21 protein-coding genes are annotated in these 23,013 nt (G+C 68.7%); 14 read left to right on the top strand and 7 right to left on the bottom strand.

All coding sequences use genetic code 11. The features are described 5' to 3' along the window. Positions 1–53: 53 nt before the first annotated feature. Positions 54–344, top strand: coding sequence for a hypothetical protein (locus tag AC1M14_RS19170; RefSeq protein ID WP_479730268.1), 291 nt, complete (start codon positions 54–56; stop codon positions 342–344). 4 nt (positions 345–348) lie between these two features. Next, positions 349–564, top strand: coding sequence for a hypothetical protein (locus AC1M14_RS19165; RefSeq protein ID WP_479730267.1), 216 nt, complete (start codon positions 349–351; stop codon positions 562–564). Positions 565–571: 7 nt separating this feature from the next. Here AC1M14_RS19165 and cynR read toward each other — a convergent pair whose 3' ends face one another. Further along, entirely contained in the window at positions 572–1,480 is a 909-nt protein-coding gene (cynR, locus tag AC1M14_RS19160; RefSeq protein WP_479730266.1) for a transcriptional regulator CynR, read from the bottom strand. 153 nt (positions 1,481–1,633) lie between these two features. Next, the gene (locus tag AC1M14_RS19155; protein WP_102774811.1) at positions 1,634–2,575 is read right to left on the bottom strand and encodes a LysR family transcriptional regulator; all 942 of its coding nucleotides are present in this window, start codon (positions 2,573–2,575) and stop codon (positions 1,634–1,636) included. Positions 2,576–2,694: 119 nt separating this feature from the next. Here AC1M14_RS19155 and AC1M14_RS19150 point away from each other — a divergent pair, with 119 nt between their 5' ends. Both AC1M14_RS19150 and AC1M14_RS19145 read left to right on the top strand, forming a co-directional pair. After that, complete coding sequence (locus tag AC1M14_RS19150) at positions 2,695–3,678, top strand: Bug family tripartite tricarboxylate transporter substrate binding protein (RefSeq protein ID WP_479730265.1); 984 nt, start codon at positions 2,695–2,697, stop codon at positions 3,676–3,678. A 40-nt stretch (positions 3,679–3,718) separates the two neighbouring features. After that, on the top strand, positions 3,719–5,143 hold the full coding sequence (locus AC1M14_RS19145) for a M20 family metallopeptidase (protein WP_102774809.1): 1,425 nt from the start codon (positions 3,719–3,721) through the stop codon (positions 5,141–5,143). Positions 5,144–5,176: 33 nt separating this feature from the next. On the opposite strand, the gene AC1M14_RS19140 is transcribed toward AC1M14_RS19145, so the two are convergent. Further along, a complete protein-coding gene (locus tag AC1M14_RS19140; RefSeq protein WP_479730264.1) occupies positions 5,177–5,869 on the bottom strand; it encodes an LOG family protein in 693 nt (230 codons plus the stop codon). Between AC1M14_RS19140 and polA the strand changes: the two genes are divergently transcribed. The 3 genes from polA (at position 5,868) to AC1M14_RS19125 (ending at position 10,377) form a co-directional block, all read left to right on the top strand. After that, entirely contained in the window at positions 5,868–8,585 is a 2,718-nt protein-coding gene (gene polA / locus AC1M14_RS19135; RefSeq protein ID WP_102774807.1) for a DNA polymerase I, read from the top strand. The two genes, AC1M14_RS19140 and polA, sit on opposite strands and share 2 nt — an antisense overlap. Before the next feature lie 111 nt (positions 8,586–8,696). Continuing rightward, positions 8,697–9,536 (top strand): ZIP family metal transporter, encoded by an 840-nt coding sequence (locus AC1M14_RS19130; protein ID WP_102774806.1) that lies wholly within the window; start codon positions 8,697–8,699, stop codon positions 9,534–9,536. A 49-nt stretch (positions 9,537–9,585) separates the two neighbouring features. After that, positions 9,586–10,377, top strand: coding sequence for a dienelactone hydrolase family protein (locus tag AC1M14_RS19125; RefSeq protein WP_102774805.1), 792 nt, complete (start codon positions 9,586–9,588; stop codon positions 10,375–10,377). Positions 10,378–10,425: 48 nt separating this feature from the next. Here AC1M14_RS19125 and AC1M14_RS19120 read toward each other — a convergent pair whose 3' ends face one another. Continuing rightward, positions 10,426–12,087 (bottom strand): Na/Pi cotransporter family protein, encoded by a 1,662-nt coding sequence (locus AC1M14_RS19120; protein WP_102774804.1) that lies wholly within the window; start codon positions 12,085–12,087, stop codon positions 10,426–10,428. A 178-nt stretch (positions 12,088–12,265) separates the two neighbouring features. Here AC1M14_RS19120 and AC1M14_RS19115 point away from each other — a divergent pair, with 178 nt between their 5' ends. Further along, positions 12,266–13,657, top strand: coding sequence for an L-serine ammonia-lyase (locus tag AC1M14_RS19115; RefSeq protein ID WP_111826999.1), 1,392 nt, complete (start codon positions 12,266–12,268; stop codon positions 13,655–13,657). Between the two features lie 65 nt (positions 13,658–13,722). On the opposite strand, the gene htpX is transcribed toward AC1M14_RS19115, so the two are convergent. Beyond that, positions 13,723–14,604 (bottom strand): protease HtpX, encoded by an 882-nt coding sequence (htpX, locus tag AC1M14_RS19110; RefSeq protein WP_111827000.1) that lies wholly within the window; start codon positions 14,602–14,604, stop codon positions 13,723–13,725. 151 nt (positions 14,605–14,755) lie between these two features. Between htpX and AC1M14_RS19105 the strand changes: the two genes are divergently transcribed. Then, positions 14,756–15,610: a DMT family transporter gene (locus tag AC1M14_RS19105; RefSeq protein WP_102774801.1), complete on the top strand. Its 855-nt coding sequence runs from the start codon at positions 14,756–14,758 to the stop codon at positions 15,608–15,610. A gap of 40 nt (positions 15,611–15,650) precedes the next feature. Continuing rightward, positions 15,651–16,502, top strand: coding sequence for a sulfurtransferase (locus AC1M14_RS19100; protein WP_102774800.1), 852 nt, complete (start codon positions 15,651–15,653; stop codon positions 16,500–16,502). A 37-nt stretch (positions 16,503–16,539) separates the two neighbouring features. On the opposite strand, the gene AC1M14_RS19095 is transcribed toward AC1M14_RS19100, so the two are convergent. After that, positions 16,540–17,109 carry a phosphonate degradation HD-domain oxygenase gene (locus AC1M14_RS19095; protein ID WP_102774799.1) on the bottom strand — a complete coding sequence of 190 codons (570 nt, stop codon included), beginning with the start codon at positions 17,107–17,109 and terminating at the stop codon, positions 16,540–16,542. A 54-nt stretch (positions 17,110–17,163) separates the two neighbouring features. Then, entirely contained in the window at positions 17,164–18,027 is an 864-nt protein-coding gene (locus AC1M14_RS19090) for a LysR family transcriptional regulator (protein ID WP_479730263.1), read from the bottom strand. A 172-nt stretch (positions 18,028–18,199) separates the two neighbouring features. On the opposite strand from AC1M14_RS19090, the gene AC1M14_RS19085 reads away from it, so the two are divergent. The 4 genes from AC1M14_RS19085 (at position 18,200) to AC1M14_RS19070 (ending at position 22,996) form a co-directional block, all read left to right on the top strand. Then, positions 18,200–19,273, top strand: a complete 1,074-nt coding sequence (locus tag AC1M14_RS19085; RefSeq protein ID WP_102774797.1) for a putative 2-aminoethylphosphonate ABC transporter ATP-binding protein — start codon at positions 18,200–18,202, stop codon at positions 19,271–19,273. 7 nt (positions 19,274–19,280) lie between these two features. Beyond that, positions 19,281–21,032: a putative 2-aminoethylphosphonate ABC transporter permease subunit gene (locus AC1M14_RS19080; RefSeq protein WP_479730262.1), complete on the top strand. Its 1,752-nt coding sequence runs from the start codon at positions 19,281–19,283 to the stop codon at positions 21,030–21,032. A 25-nt stretch (positions 21,033–21,057) separates the two neighbouring features. Beyond that, a complete protein-coding gene (phnX, locus tag AC1M14_RS19075; protein WP_479730261.1) occupies positions 21,058–21,879 on the top strand; it encodes a phosphonoacetaldehyde hydrolase in 822 nt (273 codons plus the stop codon). Between the two features lie 94 nt (positions 21,880–21,973). After that, the gene (locus AC1M14_RS19070; RefSeq protein ID WP_479730260.1) at positions 21,974–22,996 is read left to right on the top strand and encodes a putative 2-aminoethylphosphonate ABC transporter substrate-binding protein; all 1,023 of its coding nucleotides are present in this window, start codon (positions 21,974–21,976) and stop codon (positions 22,994–22,996) included. The last annotated feature ends 17 nt before the right edge of the window (positions 22,997–23,013 follow it).

The raw sequence follows: 23,013 nt of genomic DNA, 5'->3' as shown, positions 1-23,013 counted from the left end.
TAGAGTTATTGCATCGAAACCGGCAATTCCCTGTCGTGACGGAGTTTGGTTCCATGACTGCCAGAGATGCTGAATCAGCGCTGCTTGCCAGATGCTCCGTCGTCGCCCGGGAGGCCGCGCAATCGGCCCAGGACCAGCGCGAAGCCAATGTGTTCCGCCTGGCCGCGATGGTCGTCCGCTCCCGATTCCCCCGCGAGTCGATATGTTTGATGCAGGCAAGCGATCAATACTTCGCCTCGCATCCGGACGAAAAACTGGCGCCGGCTGAGGTGGTCAGGAAAGGCTGGGTATCGAGTCTGCCTCGCCTGCGCGACATGCTGAGCCACCGGCTCTGCGGTACCTGAATCAATGGCGGCGAACCAGGCGTTCCATACCCGCACCGCACTGGCCGAAGGCTTGCGGGAACTGTTCAAGCAGCTCGAGAAACGGCTTTCGCTGCGCAGCCCGTTGAACGTCTACCTGGCAGGGGGAATGGCCGTTCATCTCTACACGGCCAGCCGTGTCACGACGGACGTGGACGCGGAGTTCGGGGCACGTGTCTACCTGTTGAAGGCAAAGGAATGAGCGCGCCTTAACAGCCTGCGGCGCGGCGCCTGACCGCGTCCAGCAGCCTGGCGGCGAATTCCTGGGCTGCGCGGCTGCGCGAGGCGTCCTTGCGCCACAGGATGGCGGCGCGCCGGACGGTGGCGGGGTCGGTCAGCGCGATGCTCGCCAGGCCGGACCCCGGCGTGCCGGCGGCCTGCCGGGCCGCGTGCTCGGCGGCGATGGTGGCCAGTTCGCCGGGCCGGCACAGGTGGATCAGCGCGTCCACCGATTCCATTTCGACCCGCACGGCCGGCCTCAGCCTGGCCGCGGCGCAGGCCGCGTCTATCATCCGGCGGGTGGCGAAGCTGCGCGGCAAGAGCGCCAGCGGCACACCGGCCAGATCGCGCACGCGCAGGCTGCGCCGCGCGGCCAGCGGGTGCTGCTCGCCCACCACCACGTGCAGGCGTTCCTCGAACAGGGGCTGGGCCTCGATTTCCCCGCGCGCCGGCGGATGGAAGGAAATGCCGAAATCCAGCCTTCCGGCGATCAGCAGGTCTTCGATGGGGCCGGCGCGCAGGTCGCGCACGTGCACCTGGACCCGGGGAAAGGCCAGGCTGAATTCGGCCACCGCGTCGGGCACGAAATGGGTCAGGAAGGTAGGGATGACGCCCAGGGTCAGCGAGCCCGATTGCAGGCCGGCCAGGTCCGCCAGCGCCATTTTCCCGGCCTCGACTTCCTGCAGCGCCCGGCTGGCGTGGCCGCGCAGCACGCGGCCGGCCTGCGACAGCCGCAGTCCGCGGCCGATGCGGTCGAACAGCGGCATGCCCAGCTCGTCCTCCAGCTGGCGCAGCCCGTGCGACAGCGTGGATTGCGTGACGTGCAGCGCATCCGCCGAACGGGTCAGATGTTCTGTCTCGGCCACGCTGAGAAAGTACCGGAGCTGGCGCATTTCCATGGGAACTCCTTTGCCGGCCGGGCGAAAGCCGAAATGGCCGTCGATGGCAGTGTCGCCATTGTTCGATCCTGTCGAAGGCAAGGTACTAAACAAAGCATCGCGCGCGCATTGGAGCGCGTCCTAATCTTGCCCGGCGTCGCCCACGGCAGGACGTTATGACCGCGCCGGTCCGGCCGCCAGCAGCCAGTCCAGGAACTCCCGGCCCGGGCCATCGCCGCGGACGATGGCGCCGATGGGCTGGAACGAGCCCGCCGCCTCGATCCGCACCCGTTCGAAATGCCCGTGCTGCAGGTACCAGCTGGCCAGTGTCTGCGGCACCATCGCCAGGGCCTGCTGGGCCTGCATGATGGCGATCAGCAGCGGCATGGGCGGCGCGGCGCTGGCCAGCCGGCAGACCCGGGGCACCACGCCGGCGCGCTCGAAGAACGCGCGGAACACGGCGTGGATGGCCAGCTCGGGGCGCGGCTCGATCCAGCGCTGGGCGGCCACCTGGGCCAGCGTGGGCGCGGCGCCGGCGGCGAGCAGGGGATGGCCGGCCGCGGCCACGATCAGGGCCGCGTCCTGCTGCAGCGGCACGAATTCCAGGCCGGCCGGCACCGCTTCCGGGCGCCGGCACAGCAGCATGTCCAGGCTGCCGCCGGCCGCCTGCGGCAGCAGCTGCTCGCGGCTGCCTTCCAGCACCTCCACCTGCAGGCCGGGATGCGCCTGCATGTAGGCGGGCAGGCGCTCGGCCAGCAGGCCGCCGCTGGCCGCCGGGATGGCGCCCAGGCGCAGGCTGCCGGTGGCGCCCTGGCGCAGCGCGGCGACCGAGTCGGTGGTGGCGCGCAGCGTGGTCAGCATGGCGCGGGCGCATTCGGCCATGAGCTGGCCGCTGCGGGTGGTGCGCATGCCGCGCGCATGGCGCTCGAACAGCCGCACTCCCAGCAGCGTTTCGATGTCGGCCAGCGCGTGGGTGGCGGCGGGCTGGCTCAGGCCGATCTGGCTGGCCGCCTGCTGGATGCTGCCGAGGTCGGCGATGTTGGCCAGCAGCTGCAGGTGGCGCAGCCGGCCCTTGGCCAGCAGGCGCGACAGCAGGGTGGCGGGCGCGACGTCCATGGGCGTTCCAGGTATTCAAAATTCGAATATATCCAGGCATTAATGTATTTGAAATAAGGATATGCCCTGGCCACAATGCAGCGATTCCATTCATCGCTTCCGTCAGGAGTGGCTGGTCCATGAAGTTCCGCTTGCTGCATGCCCTCGTCTGCGCCGCCGCCGTCGGCGCTTCCGCCTGCGCGGCCGCGCAAGGCGCATATCCGTCCCAGCCCGTGCGCCTGATCGTGCCGTTCGCGCCCGGCGGCTCCACCGACGTGCTGGCGCGCGCGGTGGCCGAGGGCATGCGCAAGGAGCTGGGGCAGAGCGTGGTGGTGGAGAACCGCGCGGGCGCCGGCGGGCTGCTCGGCACCGAGGCGGTGGCGCGGGCCGAGCCCGACGGCTATACGCTGGGCATGGCCACGGTCAGCACCATGGCCGTCAATCCCTTGCTGTACGGCACCAGGCGCGTGGACCCGGCGACCCAGTTGAAGCCGGTGGCGCAGGTGGCGACGGTGCCGGTCGTGTGGATGGTGAACCCGTCCTTCCCGGCCCAGGACTTCGCGCAGTTCCTGGCCGAGCTGCGCGCCAACCCGGGCAAGTATTCCTACGGTTCGCCGGGCGTGGGCTCGCTGGGGCACCTGAACCTGGCGGCCATGAACGCCAGCCTGAAAGTGGAGGTGCTGCACGTGCCGTACCGCGGCATGGGGCCGGCGCTGACCGCCGCGGTGGGCGGCGAGGTGCAGGTGCAGCAGGACCAGTACGCCTCGGCGCAATCGCTCATCAAGGCCGGCAAGCTGCGCGCCATCGCCGTGTCGGCGCCGGCGCGGCTGGTCGGCATGCCGGAGCTGCCGACCATGCAGGAGCTGGGCTATCCGCAGCTCAATGCGCTGGGCCAGACCTGGTTCGGACTGGTTGCGCCGGCCGGGACGCCGGACGCCGTGGTGCAGCAATTGAACCAGGCGGTGGCGCGGGCGCTGGCCGACCCGGGGCTGGTGCAGCGCCTGGCCACGCTGGGCGCGCAGCCCGACACCGGCAGCCCGCAGGCGTTCGCCGAGCGCATCGCGGGCACGCTGGCCGCCAACCGGAAAATCATCGAAACTGCCGGGATCAAGCTCGACGAGTGACGTGACCGGTTCACAGGCCATTCCCGCCACTGGAGACACTATGGGTGCCATCGACAAACTCGTGCCGTTCATCGACGCGCGCAGCGAGCGCTACGCGGAGCTGAGCGACCGCATCTGGAGCCTGGCCGAACTGCGCTACGACGAGCACAAGTCGGCCGAACTGCATATCGCCATGCTGGAGCAGGCGGGGTTTCGCGTCACGCGCGACGCCGCTGGCATTCCGACCGCGTTCGTGGCCGAGGCCGGCAACGGCGGCCCGGTGATCGGCATCCTGGGCGAGTACGACGCGCTGTCCGGCCTGAGCCAGGAAAGCGGCGCCTACGCCTGCCAGCCCTCGCCGGAAACGCCCAACGGCAACGGTCACGGCTGCGGCCACCATCTGCTGGGCACGGCCGCGCACTTCGCGGCGGTGGCGGTCAAAGAGTTCCTGGAAGCCAACGGGCTGCCCGGCACCATCCGCTTCTACGGCTGTCCCGCGGAAGAGGGCGGCTCGGGCAAGACCTTCATGGCGCGCGCCGGCCTGTTCGACGACCTGGACGCGGCGCTGACCTGGCATCCGGCCTCGCATACCGGCATCTTCCACCAGTCGTCGCTGGCCAACATCCAGGCCTATTTCCGCTTCCGCGGCATCGCGGCGCATGCGGCGAACTCGCCGCACCTGGGCCGCAGCGCGCTGGACGCGGTGGAACTGATGAACGTGGGCGTGAACTATCTGCGCGAGCACATGGTGCCGGACGCGCGCGTGCATTACGCCGTGACCAACAGCGGCGGCATTTCGCCCAACGTGGTGCAGGCCCGCGCCGAAGTGCTTTACCTGGTGCGCGCGCCCATCAACTCGCAGGCGGCGGAACTGTACGAGCGCGTGCAGAACGTGGCGCGCGGCGCCGCGCTGATGACGGGCTGCGAGCTGGAAATCGTATTCGACAAGGCCTGCTCGAACTACATCCCCAACAGCGTGCTCAACCGCATCATGTACGCCAATATGCAGGCCTTGCAGGGGCCGGCCTATACCGAGGGCGAACAGCAGGCCGCGCGCCGCATGTGGGACGCGATCTCCGAAGACGATATCGACAACGCCGGCAAGAACCTGGGCGCGGTGCTGCGCAATCCCACGCCGCTCTTTGCCGGCGTGGCGCCGTACGATCCGGACAAGACCGAGCTCACCTACGGCTCGACCGACGTGGGCGACGTGAGCTGGGTCGCCCCGACCGCGCAATGCTGGGGCGCCTGCTATGCCTACGGCACGCCGTTCCATTCGTGGCAGATGGTGGCCCAGGGCAAGATGTCCATGGCGCACAAGGGCATGGTGCACGCCGCCAAGATCATTGCGGCGACCGCCGCCGATCTGTATGTCCAGCCCGAGGCGCTGGCGCGCGCCAGGGAGGAACTGCTGCAGGCGCGGCGCGGGCAGCCTTATGTCTGCCCGATCCCGGCCGACGTGCTGCCCTCGTTCATGCGAGGATAAGAGCTCCCCACGCCGCGCCTGCCCGGTGCGGGATCAGGCGGGCAGGGACGGCGCGTATTGCGCGTCGGAATTGACCTTGGCGTGGAATTCCACCACCTTGCGCACGACCTTGACGGGATCGTCTTCGATGATGAAGAGATCCAGGTCGTGTGCGCCTATCATGCCATTGCCCAGCACCTGGTCGCCCAGCCATTCCACCAGGCCGGACCAGTATTCGCTGCCCACCAGGACGATAGGAGCGGGCGGCACTTTGCCCGTCTGGATGAGCGTCAGCGCTTCGAAGAGCTCGTCCAGCGTGCCGAAACCGCCGGGCATCGCCACGTAGGCGAAGCTGTGCATGAAAAACGTGGCCTTGCGCGAGAAAAAATACTCGAACGACAGGCTGATGGTCTGGTATTCGTTGTTGTGCGCTTCGTGCGGCAGGCTGATGTTCAGCCCGATGCTGGTGCCGCCGGCTTCGAATGCGCCCTTGTTGGCCGCCTCCATGATGCCGGGACCGCCGCCGGCGATGACTGCGAAACCTGCGTCGGCCAGAGCGGCCGCGATCGCGACGGTGGTCTCATAGTGAGGGGAATTGCGGCTGACCCGAGCACTGCCGAAGACGCTGACGGCGGGCCCGATGTGCGCGAGCTTGTCTGCCGCCGTCCGTATCTCTGACATAATCAGCGGAATTTGTTTGTTGGCGGGTGTTTCCGCAGCGATTGCCATATCTGCCTTTGTAACCATGAAAAAAACCTTATTACTGGTCGACGGTTCAAGTTACTTGTACCGCGCTTTCCACGCTATGCCTGATTTGCGCAATGCGCAAGGCGAACCTACGGGTGCGCTCTACGGCGTGGTGAATATGCTGCGCAAACTGGTATCTGATCATAAGGCAGAGTATGCCGCATGTATTTTCGACGCCCGGGGTAAGACGTTCCGGGATGACATCTACCCGGAATACAAGTCGCACCGCCCGCCCATGCCCGAAGACCTGGCCGCGCAGATCGAGCCCATCCACCGCGCCGTGCGCGCGCTGGGCTGGCCGGTGCTGGCCATCGAAGGGGTGGAAGCCGACGACGTGATCGGCACCCTGGCCAGGCGCGCCGCCGAACTCGACGTGCACACCATCGTGTCCACCGGCGACAAGGACCTGGCGCAACTGGTCAACAGCCATGTCACGCTGGTCAACACCATGAGCGGCGAAACCCTGGACGAGACCGGCGTGCTGAACAAGTTCGGCGTGCCGCCGGACCGTATCGTCGATTACCTGATGTTGGTGGGCGATACCGTCGACAACGTCCCGGGCGTGACCAAGGTCGGCCCGAAGACGGCAGCCAAATGGATTACGGAATTCGGCTCCATCGAAAAGCTGATAGCAGGCGCCGAAGGCATCAAGGGCGTGGCGGGCAACAACCTGCGCGACGCGATTCCGCGCTTCCCGCTCACGCGCCAGCTGCTGACCGTGAAGTACGACTGCGACCTGGCCGGCCACGTCGACCACATCGACGACCTGACGCCGCGCCCGCGCGATATCGAGGCCCTGACCGAACTCTACGAACGCTACGGTTTCCGCACCTGGCTGCGCGAGCTGACCGGCGACGCCGAGCGCGTGCCCACGGGCGATGCGCGCATCGCCCACGACGCACCGGCCGCGCCCACCGAGCTGGATTACCGCATCATTTCCGATTGGGCCGCCTTCGACGACTGGATGACGCTGATGGACGGCGCGCAGCTGGTCGCGCTGGACACCGAGACCACCTCGCTGGACGAAATGCAGGCCCGCCTGGTGGGCCTGTCGCTGTCGGTGGCGCCCGGCGTGGCCTGCTACATCCCGGTGGCGCACCGCGGCCCGGACGGCGCGGCCCAGCTGCCCAAGGACGAGGTGCTGGCGCGCCTGAAGCCGTGGCTGGAGGACGCATCGCGCGCCAAGCTGCTGCATCACGCCAAGTACGACACGCACGTGTTCGCCAACGAAGGCATCCGCCTGGGCGGCGTGGCCGAAGACACCATGCTGCAGGCCTATGTGCTGGAGTCGCACCGCGGCGTGGGCCTGAACGATCTGGCCCAGCGCTACCTGGGCCGCAGCGGCGTGTCCTACGAAGACCTGTGCGGCAAGGGCGCCAAGCAGATCGGCTTTGACGAAGTGGCGGTCGACAAGGCCGGCCACTATGCCGCCGAGGACGCCGACTTCACCTTGCAGCTGCACCGGGTGCTGCGTCCGATGGTGGCCGCCGATGCCGGCCTGGAGCGCATCTACCGGCTGGAGATGCAGGTGTCGGCGGTGCTGACCACGATCGAGCGCAACGGCGTCAAGGTCGACGCCGCCGAGCTCGGCCGGCAAAGCCACAAGCTGGGCCAGGAAATGCTGCAGCTGGAGCAGAAGGCCTATGAGCTGGCGGGCCAGCCGTTCAACCTGAATTCCCCCAAGCAGCTGGGCGAGATCCTGTTCGGCCGCATGGAGCTGCCGGTGGTGCGCAAGACCGCCAGCGGCGCGCCTTCGACCGACGAGGAAGTGCTGAGCAAGCTGGCGCAGGACTATCCGCTGCCGCAGGTGCTGCTGGAATACCGCGGCCTGTCCAAGCTGAAGTCCACCTACACCGACAAGCTGCCGCGCATGATCAATCCGGACACCGGACGGGTGCATACGCACTACTCGCAGGCCGCGGTGATCACCGGCCGGCTGGCCTCGTCCGATCCCAACCTGCAGAACATCCCGGTGCGCACCGAGGCGGGCCGCCGTGTGCGCGAAGCCTTCGTGGCCGAGCAGGGCATGCTGCTGTCGGCCGACTATTCGCAGATCGAGCTGCGCATCATGGCCCACGTCTCGGACGACGCCAACCTGCAGCGCGCCTTCGCCGCGGGCGAGGACATCCACCGCGCCACGGCCTCGGAGGTGTTCGGCGTGCCGCTGGCCGAGGTGTCCTCGGAGCAGCGCCGCGCCGCCAAGGCCATCAACTTCGGCCTGATCTACGGCATGGGGGTGTTCGGCCTGGCGTCCAACCTGGGCATCACGCGCGACGCCGCGCAGGCCTACATCGACCGCTACTTCGCCCGCTATCCCGGCGTGGCCATGTACATGGACGACACCCGCCGCCGCGCGCGCGAGCAGGGCTATGTGGAAACCGTCTTCGGCCGCCGCCTGCAGCTGCCGGAGATCCGCGGCGGCTCCGGTCCGCGCCGCCAGGCCGCCGAACGCGCGGCCATCAACGCGCCCATGCAGGGCACGGCGGCCGACCTGATCAAGATGGCCATGGTGGCGGTGCAGGACTGGCTGGACGCCGAAAAGCTGCAGACGCGCATGATCATGCAGGTGCACGACGAACTCGTGCTGGAAGCGCCCGACGCCGAGCTGGAGCTGGTGCGCAGCACGCTGCCCGGCCTGATGTGCGACGTGGCCAGCCTGCGGGTGCCGCTGGTGGCCGAGGTCGGCGTCGGCAGGAACTGGGAACAGGCGCACTAGGACGGGGCTGGCCCTAACGGGCCAGCCCAAACGGGCCGGCCCATTTCCCGTTTTGGGCTTGCAACGATATAATGTTGCGCCTCCCCGCCCACCTACTACACACTCCCCAACATGCTACTGCTCTGGGTTCTGCTCGCCACCATCACCGGCGGGCTCATCGCGGTACTCATCGCGAGCTGGCTGGCCTACAAGGTCTTCGCCAAATACCTGCACCACATGGTGAGCCTGTCGGTGGGGGTGCTGCTGTCGGTGGCGCTGCTGCACCTGCTGCCCGAAGCCTTCGAGGCCGGCGTGGCCGACGCCCATGTGCTGTTCGCGCTGATGCTGGCCTCGCTGATCGGATTTTTCGTGCTGGAGAAGATCGCGCTCCTGCGCCACAGCCATCATCACGAGGGCGACGGCCATCACCACCACAAGGGCCACGACCGCCACGAGGCCGGCCGCGGCGGCGTGCTGATCCTGATCGGCAGCTCGCTGCACAACCTGGCCGACGGCGTGCTGGTGGCGGCGGCCTTCCTGACCGATCCGCTGCTGGGCGTGCTGACCGCCGCGTCCATCATCATCCACGAAGTGCCGCACAAGCTCGGCGATTTCGTGGTGCTGCTCAACGCCGGGCTGGCGCGCCGGCGCGCGTTCGCGCTGATCCTGTTCACCAGCTTGTGTTCAGCCGTGGGCGGCATAATAGGGTTCTTCGTGCTGCAGCAGGCGCAGGGCTGGGTGCCGTATATTCTGGTGGTGGCGGCCAGCAGCTTCCTCTACATCTCGGTGGCCGATCTGATGCCGCAAATGCACGAAAGGGTATCCCTGGCCGACGCCGTCCCGCAGTTGCTGCTGGTCGGGGTGGGCGTGGCGCTGATCTACAGCGTGACCTCGCTGATGCACCACGGGCACGACCATGGCGCCGAAGCCGGCCATGGCGCGCCGCAGGTCGAACACGTCCACCGCCACTAGGCGGGCCGCCGGGAACCCAGGCTTCGTCGACCCTACACAGGAGGTTCCCATGAGTTTTTCCGCAGCAGCCGGCAACGTCGCTCCCACGGTGATCCATACCGACGCGCAGGGGCTGGCCCACGGCGATTTCAAGCTGCCGGTGGCCGACGGCTCGATCGACGCCTACTACGCCGCGCCCGAGGGCGCGCGCGACCTGCCCATTGTGCTGGTGGTGCAGGAAATCTTCGGCGTGCACGAACACATCAAGGACCTGTGCCGCCGCGTCGCCAAGGCCGGCTACCTGGCCGTGGCCGCCAACCTGTACGAACGCCAGGGCGACGCCTCCGCCTATACCGACATTCCCAAGCTCATTTCGGAACTGGTCAGCAAGGTGCCGGACGAACAGGTCTACGCCGACCTGGACGCCAGCGTGGCCTGGGCCGCGGCGCACGGCGGCGACGCCAGGCGGGTCGCGGTCACCGGATTCTGCTGGGGCGGCCGTCTGACCTGGATGTACGCGGCGCACAACCCGGACGTCAAGGCCGCGGTGGCCTGGTACGGCAAGCTCAGCGTGGGCCACGGCCCGCTGATCAAGCGCGTGGCCTTCGACGTGGTGGACGAGCTGCACGCGCCGGTGCTGGGCCTGTACGGCGGCAAGGACGCCAGCATCCCCCTGGCCGACGTCGAAACCATGAAGGGAAAGCTGGCCGCCTCCGGCAATGAAAACGCCCGGCGTTCCGAGTTCGTGGTGTACCCGCAGGCCGACCACGCTTTCATGGCGGACTACCGCGCCAGCTACCAGGCCGAGGCGGCCAAGGACGGCTGGGGGCGGATGCTGGATTGGTTCAAGCGGTATTTGTAAGAGGGCGGGCGGCGCTGGCCGCCAGCTTGCGCCGCAAGCAACCCCCCTTCAATTCCCCGCTTCCCGCAGCCGGCTCGGCAGCAACTCCCCGTGCCGCGCCAGCAGCGGGTAGGCGGCGGCGCCCACCAGGTGCGAATTGATGCCCTTCATGTCGCGCAGGATATCCAGGTAGAGCGCGCCGACTTCGGCCGCGTCGACCTGGCCGGCCTTGATCTTCTGCAGGTGCGTGTCCGCGGCGGCGGTCTCTATGGTGCGAAAGCGCGCCTTTTCCTCCGCCAGCGAACGCGCCTGGCGCAGGTCGTCGTTGACGAACAGGGCGGCGGCGGTGCGCTGGTTGGCGATCAGCTGGCCCAGCGTCTCGTCCAGGCTGGCGCGCTGTTCCGGCGAGAAGGTCCAGCCCTGCTTGCGCAGCTTGGCGATGTGGCCGAGCAGGCCGTGGTGGGCGATGTCGCCGGCATGGCCGACATTGCTGATGAAGGCCAGGATGTCGTCCAGGCGCTGCAGGTCTTCGCGCGTCATGTTCTCCTGGTCCAGCGTGGCCAGGTAGGTGGTGATGGCGTTCTCCAGCTTGTCCAGCGCGCTGTCGAGCTGGCGCGCCTGCACCATGCGGTGGCGGTTGTCGCGCTTGAAGCCGGCGCGCGCATACAGCAGCAGCGTCTGCAGCATGTCGGCCATGCGCAGGCCTTCGCGCGCGGCGTTGCCCAGCGCCACGGCCGGCACGTCGTGGGCCCATTCGTCCAGGTACTGGGGACGCGACGGGTCGTTCGGGTCGGCGCGCTTGGGCAGCCAGCGGGTGAGCAGGGCGGCGTAGGGCGTCAGCAGCGGCAGGAACACCACGGCGATGACGGCGTTGAACAGCGTGTGGAAGTTGGCCACGGCGCGGGCCGGGTCGTCGGCCAGCTCGCTCATCATCGGCTGCAGGTAAGGCAGCAGCATCAACCCGGCCAGCACGCCGATCACGCGGGTCAGCAGATTGCCCAGCGGCAGGCGGCGCGCGGCGGGGTCGTCGCCGGTCACGCCCTCGATCATGGGATTGATGGCGGTGCCCAGGTTGGCGCCCAGCACCAGCGCGAACGCCACGTGCGGCGCCACCATGTGGTGGGTGGCCAGCGACATCACCAGCACCACCACGGCCACGCTGGAATGCGCCGCCCAGGTGAAGGCGGCCGACAGCAGCACGGCGGCCACCGGCTGGGTCGCCAGCGCGTCCAGGATCAGGCCCAGCATGGGCGCGGTCTGGAACGGCTGGAACAGCTGCACCAGCTGGTGCAGCGACAGCAGCAGCAGTCCCAGGCCGATGAAGACGCGGCCCAGGTCGCGGGTGCGGCCCGGCGGATAGCGGCGGAACATCCAGACCCCGGCCAGGATCAGGATGGGGGCGAGCGAGGTCAGGTCGAACGACAGCAGCTGGACGATGAGGGTGGTGCCGACGTTGGCGCCCAGCATGGCGGCCAGGGCCGGCGCCAGGCTCACGACCCCGCCGGCGGCGAAGCCGGTGATCATCAGGCCGGTGGCGGTGCTGCTCTGCAGCGCGGCGGTGATGCCCAGGCCGGCGGCGAAGGCCCGCAGCCGGGTTCCGAGAGCGCGACCCAGCGCCGCGCCCAGGGCCGCGCCGAAGGCGCGTTGCACGCCGGTCTGGACCATGTGCACGCCCCACAGGAGGAGGGCGACGTAGCCCGCAAAATCAAGCAGCGTGATGAGTCCGGACATCCTGGGGTGTTTCCATTCTTTTTATGACAAGAAATAATTCTGTAATGATCGCATGCGCGGGCCAGGCTGGGGAGCCTGTCCCCACAATACAGCATACGCCTGTCGGGGCCTTTGCTGCGCGCCGCGGGGGCAGCGCGTATCATTGCCTCACCATTCGTCAGATGCACTGGAGTTTTGCGTGGCGGTTTCCGTTTTCGATCTGTTCAAGATAGGCATAGGCCCGTCCAGTTCCCACACCGTGGGACCCATGCGGGCGGCCCTGCTGTTTGCCCAGGGGCTGGAGCGCGACGGCCTGATGCCGCGCGTGGCCTCCGTGCGCGCCGAACTGTACGGATCGCTGGGCGCCACCGGCAAGGGCCACGGCACCGACAAGGGCGTGCTGCTGGGCCTGATGGGCGAGGCCCCCGACACCGTGGACCCCGCGGCCATCGCCGGCATGATCGCCTCGGTGCGGGCCAGCCGCCAGCTACCCCTGCTGGGGCGCTACCCGGTGCCTTTCGTGGAAAAGGAACACATGCTGTTCTACCGCCGCGAAGCCATGGCCGAACATCCCAACGGCATGAAATTCCACGCCTTCGACGCCGAGGGCGAGCGGCTGCGCGAAGCGCGCTATCTGTCGGTCGGCGGCGGTTTCGTCGTGACCGCCGGGGCCTCCAACAGCCAGGTCATCGCCGCGCATGACCAGCTGCCGTATCCTTTCCGCATGGGCCGCGAGCTGCTGTCCATGTGCCGCGACAGCGGCCTGTCGGTGGCCCAGCTCATGATGAAGAACGAGCTGACCTGGCGCGACGAGGCCGAGGTGCACGCCGGGCTGGACCGCATCTGGCAGGTCATGCAGGACTGCGTTTCGCGCGGCTGCGGCATCAACTACCCCGAGGCCGACGGCGAGCTGCCCGGCCCCTTGCGCGTGCGCCGCCGCGCGCCCGAGATGTACCGCAACCTGACGCAGCGCGCCGAGCGCACGCTATCCGACCCGCTGTCCGTGATGGACTGGGTCAACCTGTACGCCATGGCGGTCAACGAGGAAAACGCCGCCGGCGGCCGGGTGGTCACGGCGCCGACCAACGGCGCGGCAGGCATCATCCCGGCCGTGCTGCACTATTACGACCGCTTCGTGCCCGGCTCCAACCGCGACGGCGTGCGCGATTTCCTGCTGACGGCGGCGGCCGTGGGCCTGCTCTACAAGTACAACGCCTCGCTCTCGGGCGCCGAGGTCGGCTGCCAGGGCGAAGTCGGCGTGGCCTGCTCGATGGCCGCCGGCGGCCTGGCCGCGGCGCTGGGCGGCACGGTGGAGCAGGTCGAGAACGCCGCCGAGATCGGCATGGAGCACAACCTGGGCCTGACCTGCGACCCGGTCGGCGGCCTGGTGCAGATCCCCTGTATCGAGCGCAACGCGATGGCCTCGATCAAGGCCGTGAACGCGGCGCGCATGGCGCTGCGCGGCGACGGCCAGCACTACGTGTCGCTGGATTCGGTCATCAAGACCATGCGCGAGACCGGCGCCGACATGAAGACCAAGTACAAGGAAACGGCGCGCGGCGGCCTGGCGGTCAACATCGTCGAATGCTGAGCGCGCAATGAAAAAAGCCGCCAGGCCCCCGCGGGCCTGGCGGCTTTTTGCTGCCTTCGGCGGTGTCAGATCACGCGGGCGTTCTGCAGCGCGGCGATGCGGGCCGGAATCGGCGGGTGCGAGGCGAACATGGCCGCGATGCCGCCGCGGCCGGTGATGCCCGAGGCCTCGAAGGACTTGGGCAGGTCGCCGGGCTCCAGCCCGCCCAGGCGGGCCAGGGCGCGGATCATCGGCTCGCGCGCGCCCATCAGGTGGGCGGAACCGGCGTCGGCGCGGTACTCGCGCTGGCGCGAGAACCAGGCCACGATGATCGAGGCCAGCACGCCGAAGATGATTTCACAGACCAGCACCGTGATGTAGTAGCCGGGCCCCACGCCGCGTTCGTTCTTGAACACCGCGCGGTCGATGAAGTAGCCGACGACCCGGGCCAGGAACACCACGAAGGTGTTGACCACGCCCTGGATCAGGGTCAGCGTGACCATGTCGCCGTTGGCGATGTGGGCCACTTCGTGGGCCAGCACGGCGGCGACTTCCTCTTCGCTCATGCTTTCCAGCAGGCCGGTCGAGACGGCCACCAGCGAATCGTTCTTGAACGCGCCGGTGGCGAAGGCGTTGGGCGCGCCTTCGTAGATGGCGACCTCGGGGCGGCCGATGCCGGCGCGGTCGGCCAGCTGGTGCACGGTGTCGACCAGCCAGGCCTCGCGCTGGTTGCGCGGCGAATTCGGGTCCAGCACCTGGGCGCCGGTGCTCCACTTGGCCATGGGCTTGCTGATCAGCAGCGAAATGATGGCGCCGGTGAAGCCGACCACCAGCGAGAAGATCAGCAGGGCGTTCAGGTTCAGGCCATTGGCGGTGATGTAGCGGTCTACGCCCAGGATGCGCAGCGTGGCCGACAGCACCAGCATGACGGCCAGGTTGGTGACGACGAATAGGATGATGCGTTTCATGTTTTTTTGTTTCCTCTGCGAGCGGGAATTGCCCGAATTCGACCCGGCGGCGGCCCGCCAGTTCCCCGAGCCGGCGGCGCCTCCGCGGTGACGAAGAGTATAGTATCGCTTTCCCTTAGTCCTACTCACCTTTCCCTTAGCGCAGATCCCCATGCAGGCTCTCTGGATGTTAGTGGCGTCCGCCATGTTCGCCGCCATGGGATCGTTCGTGAAGCTGGCCACCGAGCATGGCGCATCGCTGCCGCAGGTCGTGCTGTTTCGCGGGCTGCCCTCCGTAATCCTGCTGCTGATCTGGGCGCGCGCCGGACGCCAGTCCATCGTCCCGAGTAGCTGGAAGCTGCACCTGTGGCGCAACCTGTCGGGCGTCACCTCGATGTGGCTGGGTTTTTTCGCCATTTCCCACCTGCCGCTGGCCACCGCCACCAGCCTGAACTACACGGCCCCGCTGTTCATCGCCTGTTGGATGCTGGGCTGGGGCGGCGCGCAGCGCGACGCCGTGCGCATTATCGCGGTCGCGCTGGGCTTTCTGGGGGTGATCGCCGTGCTGCGCCCCAGCATCAACGAGGACCAGTGGCTGGCCGCCCTGCTGGGCATGGGGGCGGGCGCCATGTCGGCCATCGCCATGCTGCAGATCCGCCAGCTGGGCCGCATCGGCGAACCGGAATGGCGCACCGTGCTGTTCTTCTCGGTGGGGGTGTGCCTGTCGAGTATCGGCGGAATTGCGTATGAAGGCTGGGGCCAGGCCGACTGGAGCGGTTATCTTTCACTGGTCGGCGTGGGCGTGGCGGGCCTGTTCGGCCAATTGGCCATGACGCGCGCGTTCGGCGTGGGTTCGGCGCTGCTGACGGCGGCGCTGCAGTACAGCACCATTATTTTCGCGGCGCTCCTGGGCATGGGCCTGTGGGGCGACCGGCTCGACGCCCTGGCCTGGGCCGGCATGGGCCTGATCATATTCGCCGGCCTGCTGTCGGTGTGGCGCACCATGCGCGACCCCAAGGCGGCATGAGCCCGGCGGGCCGTCTCTATCTCTTACAGGAGCACAGCGCATGACGATGACACTGATTTCCGCCGCCGACCTGGCCAAGCGCCTCGATTCGCCCGACGTCCGCGTATTCGACGTGCGCCACGACCTGACCAACCATGCGGCCGGCCGCCAGGCCTACGAGGCCGGCCACATCCCCGGCGCCCGCTACCTGGACCACGAAACCGAACTGGCGGCGCCGCGCACCGGCGCCAACGGGCGCCATCCGCTGCCTTCGCGCGCGGACTTCGGCGCGCTGATGGCGGCCCACGGCGTCACGCCGCAGACCCTGGTGGTGGCCTACGACGCCAGCGGCGGCATGTATGCCGCCCACCTGTGGTGGATGCTGCGCTGGCTGGGCCACGACCAGGTGGCGGTATTGGACGGCGGCTGGCAGGCCTGGACCGCGGCCGGGCTGCCGACCACGACCGAGGCGGCCCCCGCCGTGCAGGCCGGCCAGCCGGTGGAACCGGGGCCGTCGCTGGCCGCCACGGTGGACGCCCGGACGGTGCTGGACAATATCTCCCGCCCCGCATTCACTGTGATCGACGCGCGCGCGGCCAACCGCTACCGCGGCGAGGTCGAGCCCATGGACCCGGTGGCCGGCCACATTCCGGGCGCCCTGAACCGCCCCAACGGCGAGAACCTGCAGGCCGACGGCCGCTTCAAGCCGGCCGCGCAGCTGCGCGAGGAATTCGCCGGCCTGCTGGCCGGCCGCGATCCCGCCGCCATCGTGCACCAGTGCGGCTCGGGCATCACCGCCTGCCACAACCTCCTGGCCATGGAGATCGCCGGCCTGTCGGGCTCGCGCCTGTATCCGGGGTCCTGGAGCGAGTGGTGCAGCGACCCGTCGCGTCCGGTGGCCAAGGGCGCCTAGGCGTCCCCGCCAGTCGGGCATGGCTTGCCAGCCAGCCCTACCACGCGGCCGTCAGCTTGACCCGTTCCGAGGCGGCCTCGGCGATTTCCAGGAAGTGATCCAGGGGCGGCGTCGCCAGCCCCGGCACCTTGGCCTGGTCGTCCCAGCGCCTCAGGCGGATCGCGTCCGGCGCGCCCCGCAGGCTGGCGAAATCCACCGCCTGGCCCGCATCGAAGCTACCGCCCTGTAGCGCCAGGCTGCGTCTGGAATCCTCCGACAGCGACGCTTCATAGTGCGGTTCCACATAGCAGAGGTAGCGCTTGGCCTCGACGTGCAGCCGGATCGGCTCCAGCACGGGCGGGCCGAACAGGCCGCGCAGAAAGGGCAGCACGAAGTACTGGTGCTTGTCGTCGATGCCGCGCAGGGTCGGCGTGCCGGGCCGGTCGGCGATGAGGTGGCCCAGGTCGTGCAGCAGGCAGGCCGTGATCAGGTGCGGGCCGGCGCCGTTGCGCTCGGCCAGCGCCGCGGTCTGCAGCGCGTGCCGCAGGTGGCTGACGGACTCGCCGTCATAGGAGCGGTGTCCGCGCTCCAGGAAGATCTGTTCGATGTCTTGCAGGGTCAAGGCCATGGTTGTCTCCGGATTGGCCGCAAGGGGGAGGGGGCGCAGCGGGGCTGCGGGCGGTCAGCCGGCGGCCGGCGCCATCTCCAGGAAGCGCGCGATGAGCTGCACCGGTTGGCGCTCGCGCAGGCAGTACAGGTATTCGTGCATCAGGATGTCGGCGCCCTGGATATTCAGCGCCGCCAGGTCCGGGTGCGACGGGATCTCGCGCGAGGGAATCAGGCTGACCCCCAGCCCGCACAGAATGGCCTGGCGGATCGATTCGCGGCTGCCGATCTCCAGCGTGCGCCGCACGGTCACGCCGGCCTGCTCCAGCGCGTCTTCGGTCAGCTGGCGCGTCATGGAGCCGGGCTCGCGCACCAGCAGCGCGTGGTCGGCCAGCTCGGCCAGGCGCACCTCGCTGCGGCGGGCCAGCGGGTGGTCGCGATGCGTGACCACCCGGATGGGGTCGGCGGCGATCATGCGCCGGTACAGGTGCTTGTCATCCATCAGCAAGGACGACGTGGCAATCTCGATGCGGTAATCGTGCAGCGCCTGCAGCATGCTTTGCGAATTGCCGATAGTGAGGGTCAGGTCGATGCCGGGATAGCGCTGGTTGTAGGTGCGCACCGTGTCCATGATGTAGTAGGGGCCGGTGGCGCCGATGCGCAGATTGCCCTCGCGCAGGTCGCTGGCGTCGCGCAGGCGGAAGTCGATCTCGGTTTCCTGCTGGACCAGTTTCTCGACCATGGGCATCAGGCTGTGGCCTGCGTCCGACAGCCGCATGCCGCGGCCCTGGCGATGGAACAGTTCGACGCCGTAACGCGATTCCAGCTGGCGCAGTTGCCCCGTGACCGTGGGCTGGCTGACGCCCAGTTGGGCGGCGGCCTTGGTGACGGTGCCGCAGCGGGCGACGGCATAGAAGGATTTGAGTTCGGCGACGAGCACGGGGCAGGGGGGGCGGTAAATGGGGGCGGCACTGGGCGCGGCAGGGGCCCAATGCACGAGACCGCCAGTACACCAAAATAATTTGATGTTTTTATTACTGCATTTGCGCGAAGTGTCATAAACACTCAATACGCGCCTTCCATACTGCGAGCGTTCCCATACCGGAGGCCCCATGGCCGAACGCGACAACGCATTTCTCTCTGTCAGGCATCTCGTGAAGCGCTTCGGCAGCCACACCGCGCTGTCGGACGTCTCGCTGGACATCCGCGCCGGAGAGCTGGTGTGCCTGCTGGGCCCCTCGGGCTGCGGCAAGACCACCCTGCTGCGCGCCATCGCGGGCCTGGAGCGCCAGGACAGCGGCGCCATCGTGCTGTCCGGCCGCGACATCTCCCACGCCGAGCCGCAGGCGCGCGACTACGGCATCCTGTTTCAGTCCTACGCCCTGTTTCCCAACCTGACCGTGGCCCAGAACGTGGCCTACGGGCTGAGCGGCAAGCGCGCCCATCGCAACCACGTCGCCAACCGCGTCGAGGAAATGCTCACGCTGGTGGGCCTGGCGGGCGCGGCCGACAAATACCCCGGGCAGATCTCCGGCGGCCAGCAGCAGCGCGTGGCCCTGGCGCGCGCGCTGGCGCCTTCGCCGTCGCTGCTGCTGCTGGACGAACCCATGTCCGCGCTGGACGCCCGCGTGCGCGAACACCTGCGCATCGAACTGCGCGCGCTGCAAAAGCGCCTGTCCATCACCACGCTGATGGTGACGCACGACCAGGAAGAGGCCATGGTGATGGCCGACCGCATCGCCGTCATGAACGGCGGCGTCATCGAACAGTACGGCACCCCCACCGAGCTCTACCGCCAGCCCCGCTCGGCCTTCATCGCCGACTTCGTGGGCGAGGCGAACTGGCTGCCGTTCGAGCGCCTGGACGCCCACCGCGCCCGCGTCGGCCGCCAGGAACTGGCCGTGGACGAGGCGCTGGACGCCGCCAGCGGCCGGCTCTTCGTGCGTCCGGAGGCGGTGCGCGTGAGCACCGCCCGCCCGGAGCAGCCCAACGCCATGCTGGCCGACGTGCTCGACGGCGTGTTCCTGGGCCGCGGCTACCGCCTGGCCCTGCGCCTCGAAGGCGTGCCCGGCGCCACCGTGCATTCCGTCGTATCCCCCGAAATCGGAGACGCCCTGCTGGGCCCTCACGCCGCCAGCCGCTGCTGGGTGGAGCTGCCGCGCCATGCGATACGCGCCTACGCTTGATCCGGCGATGACCCGTTCCGCTTCCCCCGCGCCGGCGGTCTGCGCCGCGCCCGCGCCGTCCCTGGGCCGGCGTCCCTTGCCCGCCTGGGTCGGCGCCGCCGGCCTGGCCGGCGGGCAGGGCGCGCTGGCGCTGTGCCTGCTCTTGTTCCTCGCGCTGCCGCTGGCGGCGATCCTGGTCAAGTCCGTGACCGACGGCGACGGCGCCTGGGCCGGGCTGTCGGTGGTCGCCGGCATCATCGGCGGCGAAGGCTTCCTGGGCATGGTCGGGCGCAGCCTGGCGGTCGGCGCGGTGACCATGCTGCTGGTCGTGCCCTGCGCCTACGGGTTCGCCTACGGCCTGACGCGCACGCGCCTGCCGGGCAAGGGGCTGCTGCGCACCGTCGCGCTGCTGCCGCTGCTGGCGCCGTCGCTGCTGCCCGGCATCGCGCTGGTGTACCTGCTGGGCAACCAGGGCCTGCTCAAGGACCTGTTCGGCGGGGCCACCATCTACGGCTTCTGGGGCATCGTGGCGGGCGAGGCGTTCTATACCTTCCCGCACGCCCTGATGATCCTGCTGACCGGCCTGACGCTGGCCGACGGCCGTCTCTACGACGCCGCCCGCGCCATGGGCGCCGGCCCCTGGCGCACCTTCCTCACCGTCACCCTGCCGGGCACCCGCTACGCCGTGTTCTCGGCGTGTTGCGTGGTGTTCACCCTGACCGTCACCGATTTCGGCGTGCCCAAGGTCGTGGGCGGCGACTACAACGTGCTGGCGATGGAGGCCTACAAGGCCGTGGTGGGGCAGCAGAACTTCCCCAAGGGGGCGGCCATCGGCATCCTGCTGCTCCTGCCCGCGGTCCTGACCTTCGCGCTGGACCGGCGGCTGCGCGCCCGCCAGGGCGCCCAGATGAGCGGCCGGGCCCAGCCCTACGCCGCCGGCCCCGACCCTCGCCGCGACGCCGCGTTCCTGGCGCTGGCCGGCGTGGTGGCCGCGTTCCTGCTGCTCATCATCGGCGTGGCGGTATGGGCCTCGTTCGTCAAGATGTGGCCGTACAACCTGTCGCTGTCGCTGCGTTCCTACGACTTCGACAACATGGACGGCGGCGGCTGGCTGGCCTGGCGCAACAGCCTGCAGCTGGCGTTCTGCACCGCCGTGGCCGGCACCGCCGTGGTCTTCACCGGCGCCTGGATGGTCGAAAAAGTGCCGGCCCGCGGCGCGCTGGCCCGCGGCCTGCGCGGCATGGTGGGCATGCTGGCGCTGGTGCCGATGGCGGTGCCGGGCCTGGTGCTGGGCCTGGGCTACATCTTCTTCTTCAACAGCCCGTTCAATCCGCTGAACGTGCTGTACGGCACCATGCCGCTGCTGGTGCTGTGCACGGTGGTGCACTTCTACACCAGCGCGCACCTGACGGCGGCCACGGCGCTCAATGCGCTGGACCCGGAGTTCGAAGCCGCTTCCGCGTCGCTGAAGGTGCCGCGCCTGACCACCTTCCTGCGCGTGACGCTGCCGATGTGCCTGCCGGCCGCCCTGGACGTGGCCCGCTACCTGTTCGTTTCCGCCATGACGACGGTGTCCGCCGTGGTGTTCCTGTACAGCCCCTCCACGGTGCTGGCCGCGGTGGCCGTGCTGAACATGGACGACGCCGGCTTTATCGGCCCGGCCGCCGCCATGTGCACCGTGATCATGGCCAGCTCGGCCGTGGCGGCCCTGGCCCTGCATCTGGCGAGCCGCGCGCTGGTGGCGCGCAGCCAGGCCTGGCGCCGCCCGGCGGCCCATTGACCGATTGTTCTCAAGGATGACCCCCATGACAGTTTCCCCTTTGCCCGTCCGCCTGGAAGCGGTGATCTTCGACTGGGCCGGAACGCTGGTCGATTTCGGTTCCTTCGCGCCCACCAAGGTTTTCGTCGATGCGTTCTCCCAGTTCGGCATGGACGTGTCGCTGGAGCAGGCCCGCGGCCCCATGGGCATGGGCAAGTGGGACCACATCCGCACGCTGTGCAATGAGCCCGCCATCGCCAGCCAGTACCAGGAACGCTTCGGCCGCCTGCCCACCGACGATGACGTGACCGCCATCTACGAGCGCTTCCTGCCCATGCAGCTGGAGAAGGTCGCCCAGTATTCCGCGGCCATACCCGGCGCGGCCGAACTGCTGCGCGCGCTGCGCCAGCGCGGCCTGAAGATCGGTTCGTGCTCGGGCTACCCCGACAGCGTCATGCGCCGCGTGGTCGAGCGCGCCGCCGCCGAGGGCCTGGAGCCCGATTGCATCGTGGCCAGCGACGACGTGCCGCGCGCCCGTCCGGCGCCCGCCATGGCGCTGAAGAACGTGGTCGAGCTGGGCCTGTCGGACGTGGCCGCCTGCATCAAGGTCGACGACACCGCGCCCGGCATCGAAGAGGGCCGCCGCGCCGGCATGTGGACCGTGGGCCTGCTGCTTTCCGGCAATGCCGCCGGCCTGACCCTGGAGCAGTACCTGAGCCTGGACGAGGCCGGGCGCCAGCAGGTGCGGGCCAGGGCCAGCGCCGAGCTTTCCCCGGCCGCGCCGCACTACCTGATCGACACCGTCGCCGACCTGCCCGGCGTGATCGCCGATATCGAATCCCGCTTGTCGGCAGGCAAGCGTCCCTGACCCTTCACCGCCCCGCGTTCGCTGCACACGGGACCGGCTTGCGCCGGCCCCGCGGGGTTTTGCAGCCTTTTTCCGCCTACCAACGGAGTACTCCATGAATCGCTACAAGCTGCTTGCACTGGCCGCCGCCCTGACGGGCGTGATGGGCGCCGCTTCCGCCGAGACCACCCTGACCGTCTACACGGCGCTGGAAGCCGACCAGATCAAGGCCTACCAGGCCGCCTTCGAAAAGGCCCATCCCGACATCAAGATCCAGTGGGTGCGCGATTCCACCGGCATCATCGCCGCCAAGCTGCTGGCCGAGAAAAGCAATCCCAAGGCCGACGTGATCTGGGGCCTGGCCGGTACGGCCCTGGGCCTGATGGACAAGGAAGGCATGCTGCTGCCGTACGCGCCCAAGGGCCTGGACCAGATCGCGCTCAACATGCGCGACGCCAAGGCCGAGCCCTCGTGGGTCGGCATGGACGGCTACGCCGCCGCCATCTGCTTCAACACCATCGAAGCCGAAAAGCAAAAGCTGCCCAAGCCCACCTCGTGGCAGGACCTGACCAAGCCGGTCTACGCCGGCAAGATCGTGATGCCGAACCCGGCCTCCTCGGGCACGGGCTTCCTGGACGTGAGCGCCTGGCTGCAGATCTTCGGTGAAGAAAAGGGCTGGGCCTATATGGACGCGCTGCACAAGAACATCGGTTCGTACACGCATTCCGGCTCCAAGCCTTGCAATCTGGCCGCCGCCGGCGAATTCCCGATCGGCGTGTCGTTCGACTACCGCGCCGCCAAGCTGAAGGCCGACGGCGCGCCGGTCGAGGCCGTGTTCCCGTCGGAAGGCCTGGGCTGGGAAGTCGAGGCCACCGCCATCGTCAAGGGCACCAAGCACCTCGAGGCCGCCCGCAAGCTGGCCGACTTCTCGGCCAGCCGCGAAGCCAACGAGCTGTACAAGGCCAACTTCGCGGTGCTGGCGATTCCCTCGGTGGCGACCGTCAACCCCAACCTGCCGTCGGACCTGACCAAGCGCATGATCAAGAACGACTTCGTGTGGGCCGCCACGAACCGCGAACGCATCATCGCGGAATGGACCAAGCGCTACGACGGCAAGTCCGAGCCGAAGAAGAAGTAAGCAGCGTTATCGGGGCC

It is taken from the genome of Achromobacter sp. SX5, assembly GCF_056711425.1.
Note: the sequence above shows the minus strand (reverse complement) of the source record. Positions and strands in the feature narration are given on the sequence as shown.

Coding starts and splice junctions, on each gene's coding strand:
- AC1M14_RS19105 (WP_102774801.1), top strand. CDS start 14,756: ATGCAGGCTCTCTGGATGTTAGTGGCGTCCGCCATGTTCGCCGCCATG.
- AC1M14_RS19140 (WP_479730264.1), bottom strand. CDS start 5,869: ATGGTTACAAAGGCAGATATGGCAATCGCTGCGGAAACACCCGCCAAC.
- AC1M14_RS19100 (WP_102774800.1), top strand. CDS start 15,651: ATGACGATGACACTGATTTCCGCCGCCGACCTGGCCAAGCGCCTCGAT.
- AC1M14_RS19120 (WP_102774804.1), bottom strand. CDS start 12,087: ATGTCCGGACTCATCACGCTGCTTGATTTTGCGGGCTACGTCGCCCTC.
- AC1M14_RS19170 (WP_479730268.1), top strand. CDS start 54: ATGACTGCCAGAGATGCTGAATCAGCGCTGCTTGCCAGATGCTCCGTC.
- AC1M14_RS19130 (WP_102774806.1), top strand. CDS start 8,697: ATGCTACTGCTCTGGGTTCTGCTCGCCACCATCACCGGCGGGCTCATC.
- AC1M14_RS19150 (WP_479730265.1), top strand. CDS start 2,695: ATGAAGTTCCGCTTGCTGCATGCCCTCGTCTGCGCCGCCGCCGTCGGC.
- cynR (WP_479730266.1), bottom strand. CDS start 1,480: ATGGAAATGCGCCAGCTCCGGTACTTTCTCAGCGTGGCCGAGACAGAA.
- AC1M14_RS19125 (WP_102774805.1), top strand. CDS start 9,586: ATGAGTTTTTCCGCAGCAGCCGGCAACGTCGCTCCCACGGTGATCCAT.
- AC1M14_RS19095 (WP_102774799.1), bottom strand. CDS start 17,109: ATGGCCTTGACCCTGCAAGACATCGAACAGATCTTCCTGGAGCGCGGA.
- AC1M14_RS19155 (WP_102774811.1), bottom strand. CDS start 2,575: ATGGACGTCGCGCCCGCCACCCTGCTGTCGCGCCTGCTGGCCAAGGGC.
- AC1M14_RS19165 (WP_479730267.1), top strand. CDS start 349: ATGGCGGCGAACCAGGCGTTCCATACCCGCACCGCACTGGCCGAAGGC.
- htpX (WP_111827000.1), bottom strand. CDS start 14,604: ATGAAACGCATCATCCTATTCGTCGTCACCAACCTGGCCGTCATGCTG.
- AC1M14_RS19145 (WP_102774809.1), top strand. CDS start 3,719: ATGGGTGCCATCGACAAACTCGTGCCGTTCATCGACGCGCGCAGCGAG.
- polA (WP_102774807.1), top strand. CDS start 5,868: ATGAAAAAAACCTTATTACTGGTCGACGGTTCAAGTTACTTGTACCGC.
- AC1M14_RS19070 (WP_479730260.1), top strand. CDS start 21,974: ATGAATCGCTACAAGCTGCTTGCACTGGCCGCCGCCCTGACGGGCGTG.
- AC1M14_RS19085 (WP_102774797.1), top strand. CDS start 18,200: ATGGCCGAACGCGACAACGCATTTCTCTCTGTCAGGCATCTCGTGAAG.
- AC1M14_RS19080 (WP_479730262.1), top strand. CDS start 19,281: ATGACCCGTTCCGCTTCCCCCGCGCCGGCGGTCTGCGCCGCGCCCGCG.
- phnX (WP_479730261.1), top strand. CDS start 21,058: ATGACAGTTTCCCCTTTGCCCGTCCGCCTGGAAGCGGTGATCTTCGAC.